At 71.7% G+C, this 14408-nt stretch carries 11 protein-coding genes; 7 read left to right on the top strand and 4 right to left on the bottom strand.

Annotation, left to right across the window (positions count from 1 at the left end):
* Window positions 1-68 precede the first annotated feature (68 nt).
* Together ACTWQI_RS10840 and cobC are read left to right on the top strand one after the other, a co-directional pair.
* Window positions 69-992, top strand: a complete 924-nt coding sequence (locus ACTWQI_RS10840; protein WP_443269570.1) for a sirohydrochlorin chelatase — start codon at window positions 69-71, stop codon at window positions 990-992.
* Window positions 982-2121 carry an Rv2231c family pyridoxal phosphate-dependent protein CobC gene (cobC, locus tag ACTWQI_RS10835; protein WP_443269569.1) on the top strand — a complete coding sequence of 380 codons (1140 nt, stop codon included), beginning with the start codon at window positions 982-984 and terminating at the stop codon, window positions 2119-2121. The genes ACTWQI_RS10840 and cobC overlap by 11 nt, the downstream gene beginning before the upstream one ends.
* Here cobC and ACTWQI_RS10830 read toward each other — a convergent pair.
* The gene (locus tag ACTWQI_RS10830; RefSeq protein ID WP_443269568.1) at window positions 2096-3085 is read right to left on the bottom strand and encodes an SCO1860 family LAETG-anchored protein; all 990 of its coding nucleotides are present in this window, start codon (window positions 3083-3085) and stop codon (window positions 2096-2098) included. The two genes, cobC and ACTWQI_RS10830, sit on opposite strands and share 26 nt — an antisense overlap.
* A 318-nt stretch (window positions 3086-3403) precedes the next feature.
* Complete coding sequence (locus ACTWQI_RS10825; protein WP_443269567.1) at window positions 3404-4495, bottom strand: amidohydrolase family protein; 1092 nt, start codon at window positions 4493-4495, stop codon at window positions 3404-3406.
* A gap of 397 nt (window positions 4496-4892) precedes the next feature.
* Between ACTWQI_RS10825 and ectA the strand changes: the two genes are divergently transcribed.
* The 4 genes from ectA (at window position 4893) to thpD (ending at window position 8210) form a co-directional block, all read left to right on the top strand.
* Window positions 4893-5456: a diaminobutyrate acetyltransferase gene (gene ectA, locus ACTWQI_RS10820; RefSeq protein WP_443269566.1), complete on the top strand. Its 564-nt coding sequence runs from the start codon at window positions 4893-4895 to the stop codon at window positions 5454-5456.
* 56 nt (window positions 5457-5512) lie between these two features.
* Window positions 5513-6781 carry a diaminobutyrate--2-oxoglutarate transaminase gene (gene ectB / locus ACTWQI_RS10815; RefSeq protein ID WP_443269565.1) on the top strand — a complete coding sequence of 423 codons (1269 nt, stop codon included), beginning with the start codon at window positions 5513-5515 and terminating at the stop codon, window positions 6779-6781.
* A 62-nt stretch (window positions 6782-6843) separates the two neighbouring features.
* Window positions 6844-7257 (top strand): ectoine synthase, encoded by a 414-nt coding sequence (locus ACTWQI_RS10810; protein WP_443269564.1) that lies wholly within the window; start codon window positions 6844-6846, stop codon window positions 7255-7257.
* A 53-nt stretch (window positions 7258-7310) separates the two neighbouring features.
* A complete protein-coding gene (thpD, locus tag ACTWQI_RS10805) occupies window positions 7311-8210 on the top strand; it encodes an ectoine hydroxylase (RefSeq protein ID WP_443269563.1) in 900 nt (299 codons plus the stop codon).
* 99 nt (window positions 8211-8309) lie between these two features.
* Here the strand turns inward: thpD and ACTWQI_RS10800 are convergent, their stop codons facing one another.
* The gene (locus tag ACTWQI_RS10800; RefSeq protein WP_443269562.1) at window positions 8310-9365 is read right to left on the bottom strand and encodes an aminotransferase class V-fold PLP-dependent enzyme; all 1056 of its coding nucleotides are present in this window, start codon (window positions 9363-9365) and stop codon (window positions 8310-8312) included.
* A gap of 210 nt (window positions 9366-9575) precedes the next feature.
* Here ACTWQI_RS10800 and ACTWQI_RS10795 point away from each other — a divergent pair, with 210 nt between their 5' ends.
* The gene (locus ACTWQI_RS10795) at window positions 9576-12770 is read left to right on the top strand and encodes an amidohydrolase family protein (RefSeq protein WP_443269561.1); all 3195 of its coding nucleotides are present in this window, start codon (window positions 9576-9578) and stop codon (window positions 12768-12770) included.
* Between the two features lie 103 nt (window positions 12771-12873).
* Here the strand turns inward: ACTWQI_RS10795 and ACTWQI_RS10790 are convergent, their stop codons facing one another.
* Window positions 12874-14406 (bottom strand): aldehyde dehydrogenase (NADP(+)), encoded by a 1533-nt coding sequence (locus ACTWQI_RS10790; protein ID WP_443269560.1) that lies wholly within the window; start codon window positions 14404-14406, stop codon window positions 12874-12876.
* Window positions 14407-14408 lie beyond the last annotated feature (2 nt).

Here is a 14408-nt window from a genome sequence, read left to right as displayed (position 1 = left end):
GTTCGCGACGCACCGCTCCCCCCACCACATTCCCCACCGGCCACCGCCCCCCGCACCGAGGAGTTCTCGTGACCACTCCGCCCGCGCTGCTCATCACCGGCCACAGCACCGACGAGCCTGCGGCCGAGGCCTTCCGTGCCTTCGTACGGGAACTCGGCCGGCGCAACCCCGAACTCCCCGTCGCGGGCTTCTTCGAGCTCGCCTCACCACCGCTGGCGGAGGCGCTGTGCGAGCTCGCCGAGCGGGGCGTGAGCCAGGTCGCCGCCGTACCACTGATCCTCGGGCCTTCGAAGGGCGACGTCCCGGCTGCGCTCACCCGGGAGTTGGCGCAGCACCCCGGGGTCTCCTGTTGGTACGGCCGCCCGCTCGGACCGCACCCCAAGCTGCTGACGGTTCTGGAGCGCCGACTCGACGAGGCACTGGGCACTCATGCGCGTACGCCCGCCGACCGCGCGTACACCACCGTGCTGCTGGTGGGCCGGGGCTCGACGGACCCGCACCAGAATGCCGAGGTGCACAAGGCCGCCCGGCTGCTGTGGGAGGGGCGCGGCTTCGCGGGCGTGGAGACCGCCTTTCTCTCGCTCGCCGCTCCCGATGTGCCATCGGGCCTGGACCGTTGCCTCAGGCTCGGCGCGCGCCGGATCGTCGTGCTGCCGTACGTCCTGTTGACCGGCACCGTCCCCGAGCGGGTGCGGATGCAGACGGAGGGCTGGGCTTCGGCCCATCCCGAGGTGGAGGTGCTGTCGGCCGATGTCGTCTGGCCCGCCGAGGAGTTGGTCGACGTGGTGATGGAGAGCTACCGCGAAGTGGTCGAGAGCGAGGGCTATGCGCACCGGATCCCCCGCATCGCGCCGACCGGTACCGGACCCGGGGCGGTCGGGTCGTGGCCGGACCACGACCCGGACGACCCGGACGACGCGGCCGTCCAGGTCGCCGAACACGACCGACCCCGACATCTCCACGGCACCGGTGGCCACGCCCATGCTCGCTGACCCGGAGACTCCGGGGGCTCCGGGGGCTCACCCCGAACCGGACCTGCGGCATCATGGCGACGCCGAAGTGCGGGACGCCGGGGCCGGCTTGACCGATCTCGCGGTCAACGTCCGGGCCGGCACTCCCCCGGCCTGGCTCAAAGCCCGGATCGCCTCCTCCCTCGAGGATCTCGCCGTTTATCCGGACCCGAGGTCCGCACACCATGCCGTGGCCGTACGGCATGGACTGCCGCCCGGCCATGTGCTGCTGACGGCGGGGGCGGCGGAGGCGTTTGTGCTCGTGGCACGGGCGTTCACCGCCCGGCGACCGGTTGTCGTCCATCCGCAGTTCACCGAACCGGAGGCCGCCCTGCGGGATGCCGGCCACCGGGTGGAGCGCGTCCTGCTGGACGCACGGGACGGCTTCCGACTCCGGCCGGAAGCCGTCCCCGAGGAGGCCGACCTCGTCGTGGTCGGCAATCCGACCAACCCCACCTCCGTGCTGCACCGCGCCGAGGATCTCGCGCTGCTGGCCCGTCCCGGCCGGGTCCTCGTCGTGGACGAGGCCTTCATGGACGCGGTGCCCGGCGAGCGCGAGTCGCTGGCCGGGCACACGGACCTGCCGGGTCTGGTCGTTCTGCGCAGCCTCACCAAGACCTGGGGCCTCGCCGGACTCCGGATCGGCTACGTCCTCGCCGGGCCCGACCGGATCGCGGCGCTCAAGCGGGCCCAGCCGCTGTGGCCGGTGTCCGGCCCCGCCCTGGCCGCGGCCGAGGCGTGCAGCGAGCCGCAGGCGCTCGCCGAAGCCGCGCACGCCGCGCACCGCATCGCCGCCGACCGGGCCCATCTCGTGGCCCGGCTGGCCGAGTTCGACGGCCTGCACGTCTGCGAGCCGGCCGCCGGGCCGTTCGTGCTGATCCGCCTGGCGAACGCCGTTGCGGTGCGCGAGCGACTGCGCGGTCTGGGCTTCGCGGTCCGCCGCGGCGACAGCTTCCCGGGCCTCGGACGCGACTGGCTGCGGCTGGCGGTGCGCGACCGGGCCACGACCGACCGGTTCGCAGTGGCGCTGGCGAAGGCGCTTGCCGAGAGCCGAGCCACGAGCCCGCGCGGCAACGGGATCCGGGTCAGCTCCGGCGCCGCCGACGGGTGAGCACCAACGCCCCCGCACCCCCGGCGATCAGCAAGGCCGCGGCTCCAGCCACGTAGGGCGTGGTGGAACTGCCGCCGGTCTCGGCGAGGTTCTCCTTCTCTCCCACCGGGCCGGTCTGCGTGCTGATGTCCGGCTCCTCGTCCTGAGGGTTCGCCGCCCCGGGCTTCTCCGCCTCCGGCTTCTCCACCTCCGGCTTCTCCGTCTCGGGCTTCTCCGCCCCAGGCTCCTCCTGCCCCGGCGCGGCCTTCGGCCGCTCGCACGTGGCCTCGACGAGTGTGACCCGCCCGTCGACCGCGGCGACGTTCCGCTTCAGCGGTTTGACGGAGACCTTCAGGTCGAGCGCAGTCGCGGCGGCCGAGTGCGAGGTGGTGTTGGCCCTCGAGAGCTCGAGTCGCACCGTTCCGACACCCGGTACCACCACCGTCGCCGTCCCGCGCGCGCTGAGCCTGGCCTCCTTGCCGAGGACCCGCACCGTGCCCAGGAGATTCGACTCGGCTGTCGGCTTCTTGCCCGCCGCGCAGACCGCCCGGGCCGTGACCTGTTCGACCTCGATCAGCGACAGCAGGGGCAGTCCCGGGACATGGGCCTTGGCGCGTACGAGTTTCGCGGAGCCCTCGGCCTTGTGCGGGTCGACGGTGGCGCGGGCACTGGCCACGTCGGCACGCAGCACGCTGACCGGCCTGCCCTTGTCCACTCCGTCCACCTTCACGGTCAGCGCGGTCTTGTCCGCACTCGCCGGTGCGTGCACCTCGTTGAGGGAGGCGTCGAGCGGGACATCGGCCGTCTTGTCGAGCAGATCGACATCGAGGGCGGCGCGCAGCACGACGGCACCGGCCTTTCCTTCGCCGCCCGTGGCCTGGGCGGCAGGCGCGCCGACGAGGACCGCGGGACCGACGGCCAGTGCGGTGGTGGTGAGCACAGCGGCCGCACGGCGTACGGGCAGGCTGAAGGCAGAGCTGTTCACGGTGAAACCCCCACAGGAGACATACTTTTCAGTCGCCGGCTTCGCCCTCGGCTGACACGACACCCGGGACAGGAGCGCCGACGACCTCGACGCCCGACATACTTACGCACTGAGGGTGAATGAACAGAGACCTGAAGCGAGTTCATCCCAAAGGGTGGTTTCCGCGCCCATATTCGAATCCAACGGCACACACGTAGCCTGCAATCACCTGTGCACCAGCACCCGGCCGCTCACCCGAGCACATTCAACGACGCGCTTCCCGCGCGCGTCACGCTCGGTCAATCCCGCGACGGCGCGGAGGCCTCCCGCTGCCCGCGGTCAGCCGTGGACGCGGCCGCGCAGAACCACCCGCCGTGGCGCGGTCAGCACCCGTACGTCCGCGCGGGGATCCGTCTCGTAGACCACCAGGTCCGCCGACGCGCCCTCGGTGAGCCCCGGCCGCCCCAGCCACTCCCTGGCTCCCCATGTCGTGGCGGACAGCGCCACGACGGGCGGGATACCGGCCTTGACGAGCTCCTGGACCTCCGACCCGACGAGTCCGTGCGCGAGCGAGCCGCCCGCGTCCGTGCCCGCGTAGATCGGGATCCCGGCGTCGTACGCGGCACGCACGGTGTCGTAACGGCGGGCGTGCAGCCGTCGCATATGGCCCGCCCAGAGCGGGTACCTGGCCTCGGCGCCGTCCGCGAGCCGGGGAAACGTCGCGATGTTGACGAGGGTCGGGACGATCGCGACCCCGCGCTCCGCGAACAGCGGAATGGTCTCCTCGGTCAGCCCGGTGGCGTGCTCGATGCAGTCGATGCCCGCCTCCACCAGCGGGGCCAACGTCTCCTCCGCGAAGCAGTGGGCGGTGACGCGGGCGCCCAACCGGTGCGCTTCGTCGATCGCCGCCTGGACCGCACCGCGCGGCCAGCAGGCGGCGAGGTCCCCGGTCCCGCGGTCGATCCAGTCGCCCACGAGCTTGACCCAGCCGTCGCCCACCCGCGCCTCCTGCGCCACGTACGCGACCAGGTCCTCGGGCTCGATCTCGTAGGCGTAGTTGCGGATGTAGCGCTTGGTACGGGCGATGTGGCGGCCCGCGCGGATGATCCGCGGCAGGTCCTCCCGGTCGTCGATCCAGCGGGTGTCCGAGGGCGACCCGGCGTCGCGGAGCAGCAGTGCGCCCGCGTCCCGCTCGGTCAGGGCCTGCTTCTCGGTCGTGGAGTCGTCGACCGCGCCGTTGGCGTCGAGCCCGACGTGGCAGTGTGCGTCGACGAGGCCGGGAAGCACCCAGCCGGACACCGTCGTCACATCGCGCGCATCCGCCGGCCGCGCGTAAGAGATCCTGCCGTCCACGACCCACAGTTCGTCACGGACCTCTTCCGGGCCGACCAGAACCCGCCCCTTGATGTGCAGCACCGCGCTCTCGCTCATGCCACGCACTGTACGAGCCGGGACACCTTCGCTGCACCGGTCCCCGCCCAGGCTATCGCGGGCATTCGCCTCGACATGGTCCACGATATCTTTTGCGGGCGAATTCCCACTTTGCGCTGAGCATAGATTTATGGTTTCTTCTTCCCCGGTTTCTCGAGCTCAAACGCCAAAGTTTCGTCAGGCCGAACACGGCAATTCAGACCCTCGTCTCGCCACGGTTACAGACGTGTGACGGACTCCACATCCGGCGGCATTTTCACCATATGTCCGGAGCAAACTTCGCATATCAACCGCCATCCGCGTGCGCGCGCACCCGCGCGTGATAACACATCGACGCCGGATCCGTAACCCCTTCCCGAGATGCGATTTCAATTTTCCCTGGGTAAATTGAATTTACATGAGCGCCGCACGAGCAGACCTGGCAGGCACCTCCAGAGAATTCCTTGAAATGCCGGAGGGGCTGGAACTCGACACCCCTCGAGTCGAGGACGGGGCCGCGATCTGGCGCATCGCGCGCGACTCGAAGGTGCTCGACCTCAACTCCTCGTACAGCTACCTGCTGTGGTGTCGTGACTTCGCCGGCACCTCGGTGGTGGCCCGGGACGGACGGGGTGAGCCGGTCGGCTTTGTGACCGGCTACATACGCCCCGAGCGCCCCGAGACACTGGTCGTCTGGCAGGTCGCCGTCGATCACGGGCAGCGCGGCCGAGGTCTGGCCGGTGCGCTCCTCGACGGACTGGCCGCCCGGGTCACCGAACGGCTGGGCGTGCGCCGGGTGGAGACCACCATCACGCCCGACAACACCGCATCCAACCGGCTCTTCACCTCGTTCGCCGAACGGCACGGCGCCGCCGTGGACCGTGACGTGCTGTTCGACGGCGGGCTCTTCCCCGACGGCGGACACCAGCCGGAGGTCCTGTACCGGATCGGTCCACTCGCGGACGCGGCCGCACCCCGCTGACGTCTGCCCCACGAACTTCGTTGTTTCCCCCCTCACATCTCTCCCAGGAGCATGCTGTGACCATCACCCCGCCCGCCCTGAGCGTCTTCGAGACCCTCGAGTCGGAGGTGCGCAGCTACTGCCGTGGCTGGCCGGCCGTCTTCGACCGAGCACAGGGCAGCTACATGTACGACGAGGACGGCCATACCTACCTCGACTTCTTCGCCGGGGCCGGAGCCCTGAACTACGGCCACAACAACCCGGTGCTGAAACGGGCGCTGATCGACTACATCGAGCGCGACGGCGTCACCCATGGGCTCGACATGGGCACCACGGCCAAACGGGCCTTCCTGGAGTCCTTCCAGAACACGATCCTGCGGCCTCGCGACCTGCCGTACAAGGTCATGTTCCCGGGCCCCACGGGCACCAACGCCGTCGAGGCGGCACTGAAGCTGGCCCGCAAGGTCAAGGGCCGCGAGTCGATCGTCAGCTTCACCAACGCCTTCCACGGCATGTCGCTGGGCGCGCTCGCCGTCACCGGCAACTCGATGAAGCGGGCCGGTGCGGGCATCCCGCTGGTGCACGGCACCCCGATGCCCTTCGACAACTACTTCGACGGCGTCGTCCCGGACTTCCTCTGGTTCGAGCGGCTGCTGGAGGACCAGGGCTCCGGCCTCAACCAGCCGGCCGCCGTGATCGTCGAAACCGTCCAGGGCGAGGGCGGCATCAACGTCGCCCGCCCGGAGTGGCTGCGCGCACTGGCCGATCTGTGCCAGCGCCGCGACATGCTGCTGATCGTCGACGACATCCAGATGGGCTGCGGTCGCACCGGCGCCTTCTTCTCCTTCGAGGAGGCGGGCATCACCCCGGACATCGTGACGCTGTCGAAGTCCATCAGCGGCTACGGCATGCCGATGTCGCTCACCCTCTTCAAGCCCGAGCTGGACATCTGGGAGCCGGGCGAGCACAACGGCACCTTCCGGGGCAACAACCCGGCCTTCGTCACCGCCGCGGCCACGTTGGACACGTACTGGATGGACAGCCAGACCGAGAAGCAGACCATCGCCCGCGGCGAGCAGGTCGAAGAGGCACTGCGCACGATCGTCGAGGAGCACCCGCAGCTCGGCGGCCAGTACCGGGGCCGCGGTCTCGCCTGGGGCGTGGAGTTCGCCGACAAGTCCCGCGCCTCGGACATCGCCTCCCGCGCCTTCGAGCTGGGGCTGCTGATCGAGACCTCGGGCCCGGAGAGCGAGGTGGTGAAGCTGCTGCCGCCGCTGACCGTGACCCCGGAGGAGCTGGACGAGGGGCTCCGGACCCTCGCCCGGGCGGTGCGCGAGACGGCCTGACGGCCCTCACATCAGGCGCTGCGACCGCACCCCCGACCGTAGAGAAGAAAGGCACCGACACCGTGATCGTCCGATCCTTCCAGGACATCGAGGGCACCGACCGACATGTGAAGTCCCAGTCCGGGACGTGGGAGAGCAAGCGCATCATCCTCGCCAAAGAGAAGGTGGGCTTCTCGCTCCACGAGACCATCCTCTACGCGGGCACGGAGACCTCGATGTGGTACGCCAACCACGTCGAGGCCGTGCTCTGCGTGGAGGGCGAGGCCGAGCTCAGCAACGACGAGACCGGCGAGAAGCACTGGATCACTCCCGGCACGATGTACCTCCTGGACGGGCACGAGCGGCACACCCTGCGCCCGAAGACCGACTTCCGCTGCGTCTGCGTCTTCAACCCGCCCGTCACCGGCCGCGAAGACCACGACGAGAACGGTGTGTACCCGCTGCTCACCGAGCCCGCCGAGCCTGCGGGGAGCTGAACCACCAAGGGGGGCGCACGACAGGGCCGTACGAGAGGAGAAGGAGCACCACCATGACCACCGCACCCGAGCGAACGGCGGATCTCTACCCGACGCGCGGTACCAGCGAGGTGATCACACCACGTCTGGATCCGGTCGTCTGGTCGGAGCCGGGGGCATCGGGCCCCATCCAGCCCTCGGAGCTGCGTGACTTCGACCGTGACGGGTTTCTCACGGTCGAGCAGCTGATCAGCCCCGACGAGGTGGTGACTTACCGGGCCGAGCTGGAACGGCTGATCGCCGACCCGCAGATCCGCGCCGACGAGCGCTCGATCATCGAGCCGAAGTCGCAGGACGTGCGGTCGGTGTTCGAGGTGCACAAGATCAGCGAGGTTTTCGCCGAGCTGGTCCACGACCCGCGCGTCGTGGGCCGGGCCCGCCAGATCCTGGGCTCGGACGTGTACGTCCACCAGAGCCGGATCAACGTCAAGCCGGGCTTCGGAGCCTCCGGCTTCTACTGGCACTCGGACTTCGAGACCTGGCACGCCGAGGACGGTCTGCCCAACATGCGGACGGTGTCCGTCTCGATCGCGCTGACCGAGAACTACGACACCAACGGCGGATTGATGATCATGCCGGGTTCGCACCGGACTTTCCTCGGCTGCGCCGGGGCCACGCCGAAGGACAACTACAAGCAGTCGCTCAAGATGCAGGACGCGGGCACCCCGTCGGACGAGGCGCTGACGAACCTCGCGGAACGGCACGGCATCAAGCTGTTCACCGGCAAGGCCGGGTCGGCGACCTGGTTCGACTGCAACTGCATGCACGGCTCGGGCGACAACATCACGCCCTACCCGCGCAGCAATGTCTTCATCGTCTTCAACAGCGTGGAGAACGCGGCGGTGGAGCCCTTCGCCGCGCCGATCCGGCGTCCGGAGTTCATCGGGGCGCGTGACTTCACGCCAGTGAAGTGAGGCGATAGCCCTCCGTATGTACGGGAGCCCCGCCCGGCTGTGGTATCCCCACGCCGGGCGGGGCTCCCGTACATCAGGCGTAGGTCAGGGGTACGTACGTCATGCCTCGGCGCCGGACAGCGCGTCGAGCAGCCGGTCGACGTCGGCGGCGGTGTTGTAGAGGTGGAAGGCGGCGCGCAGTCGGCCCGCCCGGACGGAGACGCTGATGCCGGCCTGGGCCAGGCGATCAGCGGCATGGCCGAGGCCCGGGACCGAGACGATCGCCGATCCGGGCGCCGGCACCGGCTCGTACCCCAGCCCGGACATGCCCGCGCGGAACCGGTCGGCGAGCGCCGCGTCGTGGGCCTGGATCGTCTCGGGACCGAGCTCCTCGACGAGCGCCAGGGAGTGCTGGGCGGCGACATACGAGAGGAGGTTGGGGCTCTCGTCGAAGCGACGCGCGGAGCGGGCGAGCTGCTTGACGGGGCCGTAGGTGCTCTCCCAGGGCTCCTCGCCCGCGACCCAGCCGGCGAACAGCGGGGTCAGCGCGTCGAGATCCTCGGGCACGGTGAGGAACGCGACGCCCTTCGCACCCATCAGCCACTTGAAGCCGACGGCCGCGGTGTAGTCGAAGTCCTGCGCGCTCAGCGGCAGCCAGCCCGCCGCCTGGGAGGCGTCGACGAACGTCCGGGCGCCGTGGGCGCGGGCCGCGGCCCGGATGGCCGCGAGGTCGGCGATCCGGCCGTCGGCCGACTGCACGGCGCTGACCGCGACGAGGTCGGTGCCGGGGCGTACGGCGTCGGCCAGGCCGTCGAGCGGCGCACTGCGGAAGGTGAGATCGCGGCGGACGGCGAACGGGTTGACGAGGGAGCTGAAGTCGCCGTCGGCGACGAGGACTTCCGCCCCGGAGGGCAGCGAGGCGGCGATCAGCCCGGCGTACACGGCGACCGAGGCACCGGCCGCGACCCGGGTGACGGGCACACCCACGAGGCGGGCGTAGGTGGCCCGCGACACCTCCACCGCCTCGAAGGCTCCCTCGTACGGCTCGCCGGCGGCCATGTCGTCGAGCGCGGCGCGCAGGGCGGTCAGGGACCGCGCGGGGAGCAGACCGCTCTGGGCAGTGTTGAGATAGGTGGTCCGGGGCGCGAACTCGGCTTCCGCGAGGCTCTTCTCCATACCTCCCCAATATGGGCCCCGTCGATCTTCCGGTCCATCGCAATAGCGGCCTCCGGCGGCGGGCGGTGCCGGCGGTCGTCGGCTTCGGTCGCCCGCGCAGCGGAGCCGCCCGCGGCGAAATGGTGTTGACCGCGGACGGGACCGGCATGCGACGATCACGGCCGAGCGCAACACCTGACCGTGCACCAATACCGTGCCTCAGGAGGGCCGTTGGACACCGCAGACACTTCTGACGGGGCGCTCTCCCGGAGGCGCTTTCTCCAAGCCACCGCGGGAACAGCCGCCGCAGTCGGCCTCACCGCGGAGGCCGCGGCCGCCGCCACACCCCTCACCTCCTCACCCACTTCCTCAATCACGTCGTCCCTCTCGTTCACCGCCGCCACCAACGGCTCCGCCACGCTCTCCCCGGCCCGCGACCACCTGATCGCCGAGGTGCAGAGCGTCCTGTGGTCGATCCCGCCGGAAGGTGGCCGGGCCACCCCGCTCACCCCGCCCGGTCTCGAGCCCACCCGGCCCGTCTTCTCACCCGACGGGAAGCTCATCGCGATCTGCGCCTACCGCGGGGGCGGCTTCCACATCTGGACGCTGCGCCCGGACGGTTCCGGCCTCCAGCAGCGCACCGACGGCCCGTGGGACGACCGCGGCCCCTCCTGGTCTCCGGACGGCACCCGGATCGCCTTCGCCTCAGAGCGGGGCGGCGACCCGGTGGCGGGCAGCCCCTATCGCGTGTGGGTGCTGAATCTGGCGAGCGGCGGATTGACCCGTATCACCGGACTCCCGGGACAGAGCGGTCCGTTACAGGACGGCCCCTGGGAGGACTTCGACCCGACCTGGTCGCCGGACGGTGAACGCCTGCTGTTCGTCCGCGGCCGCGTCGCCCAGACCGGGCTGGACGCGCGGACCATCGCCTCCGTACGGGCCGACGGCACGGGACCGGTGGCGGTGGTACACACCGAGTCCGCACCGGCACCGGCCCAGGTGATGGCACCGGCGGTCTCGGCCGACGGGCGGCTGGCCTACCTGCGGACCACGGCTTCTCCCGACGGGTCCTGCACCCTGGTCGTGGACGGCGAGCCGGTCACCGTGGACGGCGACGTCCTGGCCGTACCGCCCCGCTGGACCTCTCGCGACGAACTGCTGCTGTCGGTGGACGGCCGGTACGTTCTGGTGCGGCCCGAGGCGCCGGACGACGGCCGGGAGATCCCGTTCACCGCCACGATGCCGGTCGACCGGCCCCGCTATCGCGTCAAGTCCTACGACTTCGACGGCGGCGGGGTCCGCCCGGTGCGCGGAGTGCACCTGCCCGCGCTGTCCCCCGACGGACGGCAAGTGGCGTTCGCCGCCCTCAACGCCGTATGGGTGGCGGGCATATCGGGCGGGCGGCCGCGCAGGGTCGTCCGGGCGGATCCCACGCGGTACGTCCTCGGACCGGTGTGGACCCGCGACGGGCGCGCGCTGGTGTACGCCGACGACCGCGACGGCCTGTACGCGGTACGCCGGCACGACCTCGGCTCCGGTGCGGAGACCGTGCTCGCCTCCGGCGGCCGGGTCCACCCGGCGCTCTCCCCGGACGGCACCCGCCTCGCCTGCCTGGACATGGCAGGGAACCTGCTGGTCCGGGATCTCGCTTCCGGTACGGAGCGCGTGCTCGCGCCGCCCCTGAGCGCCGGCGGGCTCCCCGGCAGACCGAGCTGGTCACCGGACGGCCGCTTCCTCGCCCTGTGCGATCGCAACCGGCTCAATCAGCGGTTCCGTGAGGGCTACAACCTCATCCGGGTGGTCGACGCCGGCAGCGGCGCCGCCCGGCTGCACGCCATCGCCCCGCACGCCTCGCTCTCCGACCGCTACGACTCCGGGCCCGTGTGGTCCCCCGACGGCCGGCACATGGCGCTGATCTGCGAATCCGCGCTGTGGCTGCTTCCCGTACGGCCCGACGGGACACCCGACGGCGAGCCGCGGCGGCTGACCGACGAAGCCGCCGACCACCCGTCGTGGTCCGGCGACTCCCGCGTCCTCCTGTACCTGTCGGGGGGCCGGCTGCGGCTGCTCGATGTGCACTCCGGCTCTGCGCGCACCATCCGTGTTCCGCTCGACTACCGACGGCCGGCGCCCGCCGACACCGTGGTGCACGCCGGAAGGCTGTGGGACGGCACCGGGGAGCGGGTGCGCGAGGACGTCGACGTGGTGGTGCGGGGCGGACGGATCGCCGCCGTCGAGCCGCACCGCGCGCGGCGACCCGCGGTGCACCGTGTCGACGCGTCCCGGCGGACGGTCCTCCCCGGCCTGTGGGACGCCCACACCCACCCGTGGCAGTACACGTACGGCGGTCGGCAGACGGTGACGCAGCTGGCGTACGGGATCACCACGGCGGTCTCGCTCGGCGGCTTCGCCTACGAGCAGGCCCGGATCCGTGAGGCCGTCGCGGCCGGGGCGCTGGCCGGGCCTCGGCTGCTGACCTCGGGAGAGCTGCTGGACGGGGCGCGCGTCGCGTACAGCATGGGCAGGGCGCACCGCACCCGTGACGGGCTGCGCCGCTCGCTGGACCGGGCCGCGGCGCTCGACTGGGACTTCGTCAAGACGTACGTGCGCGCTCCTGGATGGGTGATGGAGCAGGCCGCGCGGTTCGCGCACGAGCGGCTCGGGGTCCGCGCCGGCGGCCATCTGTGCTCCCCCGGCGTCCAGCTCGGGCAGGACCTCACCACTCATCTGCAGGCCACGCAGCGTCTGGAGTACGGGCACGCCACCTCCACGACCGGGCGGGCGTACCAGGACGTGCAGGAGATCTACACGGGCACCGACTTCCGGCTGGTCGCCACGCCCTTCACGGCGATGGTTCTGCTAGGGGCCGATCCGGATCTCGCCGAGGACCCGCGAGTCAGCGCTCTGATGCCGCCCTGGGACGTCGCACTGGTGCGGCAACAGGCCGCGCAGCCGCCGAGCCCGGCGCAGCTCGCCACGCTCGGTCGGGAGATGGACGTGTACCGGCGGGTGCTGTCGGGCGGCGGGGTGGTCGCGCTGGGTACGGACGCGCCGCTCGTGCCGGTGGGCCTCGCCCTGCACCTGGGGCTGCGCGCCCTGCACCGCCACGGGCTGTCGCCGGCCCAGGCGTTGCGCACGGCGACCGTGCTCCCGGCGGTGGCGTTCGGCGCGGACCGGGATCTCGGGACCGCGGAGGTCGGCAAGTTCGCCGACCTGACGCTCGTGGACGGCGATCCGTTCACCGACTTCGACTCGCTCGTCCGGACGGTGTCGGTGGTGCGCGGCGGAGTGCCGTACGACCAGGACCGCCTGGTGCGAGCCTTCGCCGGAGCAGCGGCTTCGCGGCGCGCCGACCGCACTACGGGCGAGTGGCTGGAGGTGGGACGGCAGCTGCGGCGGGACACCTGCTGCGACACGCACGTGTGAACGGCCGTACAGGGCCTGGCGATCAGGTTCCGGGCTCAGGGCCGGCGTTCAGGTGTCCTCAGGCATCCGGGAAGCGCCACCGCCCGCGCTGGGCTGCGGCCGGTCAGGCTTCCGGCCGGCCGTTCACCCGGCGCGGCAGCCCGTACGGATTGTCGTCCCGCAGTTCCGGTGGCAGCAGGGCCGCGGGAGTGCCCTGGAAGACCACCGGTCGCAGCCAGCGCTCAATGGCGGTCCCGCCCACCGACGTCGACGTCGAGGTGGTGGCCGGATACGGACCTCCGTGGTGCTGGGCGGGCGCGACGGCGACACCGGTGGGCCAGCCGTTGACCAGCACCCGGCCTGCGAGGGGGGTGAGTTCGGCCAGCAGCGCGGCCGCCGGGCCGTCGCTCTCGGCGGCTTCGTCCTCGCCGAGGTGGACGGTGGCGGTGAGGTTGCCGGGCAGGGTGCCGAGCACCGCGGAGACCTCGGCCGGGTCCGCGTACCGTGCGACGACGGTGACAGGCCCGAAGCACTCCTCCATCAGCAGTCCGTGATCGCCGCCGTCGGCGAGCCGCGCCGCCGGGACGACGAGGAAGCCCGCGCTGACAGCGTGTTCCCCGCTCTCGCCGGGGGTGACCGGGCTCTCCACCTCGGGCAGGGCCGCCCGGGCCCGCACGCCGGCGACGAAGGCCTCCCGCATCCGTGAGTCGAGCAGCACGCCGGCCGCCGTCTCACTGACGGCACTGGTCAGCGACTTCAGCAGGCGGTCCCCCGGGTCACCCACGGGGGCGAGCACGAGCCCGGGCTTGACGCAGAACTGCCCGACTCCAAGGGTGACGGACCCGGCCAGGCCCGTCCCGATCTGTTCGGCGCGCTCGCTCGCCGCGGCTTCGGTGATCACGACGGGATTGAGGCTGCCGAGCTCACCGTGGAAGGGGATGGGTGTGGGGCGGGCGGCAGCCGCGTCGAAGAGCGCCCGCCCGCCGCGTACCGAGCCGGTGAATCCGGCCGCCGCGATGAGCGGGTGCTGCACCAGCGCCACTCCTGCCTCGAAGCCGTGCACCAGTCCCACCACGTCCTCGGGCAGACCGTGCCGCGCGGCCGCCCGGCGCAGCACGGCGGCGCACAGCTCGGAGGTGGCGGGGTGGTCCGGGTGCGCCTTGACGACCAACGGACAGCCCGCGGCGAGCGCGCTGGCGGTGTCACCGCCGGGGACGGAGAAGGCGAGCGGGAAATTGCTGGCGGAGTAGACCGCGACGACGCCGAGCGGCACCTTGTAGCGGCGCAGGTCGGGACGCGGCACGGGCCCGGCGTCCGGGTCCGCGTGGTCGATGAGGATGTCGAGGAACGCCCCCTGGTCGACGATGTCGGCGAAGGAGCGGAGCTGGTAGGTCGTACGGGCCAGCTCCCCGGTCAGCCGGCCGGGCCCGAGGGCGGTCTCCGCGTCGGCGGCCTCGACCACCTGCTCACCGGCCTCCTCGAGCAGGTCGGCGGCGGTACGGAGGAAGGCCGCGCGCACGGTGCGGTCCGCGAGGGATTCGCGTGCGGCGTGCGCGGCCCGCACCGTCCGGTCGACCTCGTCGGCCGTCGCTTCGGCGGCAACCTGCTCCCGCTGCTTCCCGGTTCGGGGGTCCACACTCCAGACTGGTGCTGCCACCG

It is taken from the genome of Streptomyces sp. KR80, from assembly GCF_052245555.1.
Classification (GTDB): Bacteria; Actinomycetota; Actinomycetes; order Streptomycetales; family Streptomycetaceae; genus Streptomyces.
This window is presented reverse-complemented; position numbering and strand designations above follow the sequence as displayed.

Bases quoted from the DNA above. Each gene is read 5' to 3' on its own strand.
- cobC (WP_443269569.1), top strand. From the start codon at position 982: ATGCTCGCTGACCCGGAGACTCCGGGGGCTCCGGGGGCTCACCCCGAA.
- ACTWQI_RS10825 (WP_443269567.1), bottom strand. From the start codon at position 4,495: ATGAGCGAGAGCGCGGTGCTGCACATCAAGGGGCGGGTTCTGGTCGGC.
- ectA (WP_443269566.1), top strand. From the start codon at position 4,893: ATGAGCGCCGCACGAGCAGACCTGGCAGGCACCTCCAGAGAATTCCTT.
- thpD (WP_443269563.1), top strand. From the start codon at position 7,311: ATGACCACCGCACCCGAGCGAACGGCGGATCTCTACCCGACGCGCGGT.
- ACTWQI_RS10800 (WP_443269562.1), bottom strand. From the start codon at position 9,365: ATGGAGAAGAGCCTCGCGGAAGCCGAGTTCGCGCCCCGGACCACCTAT.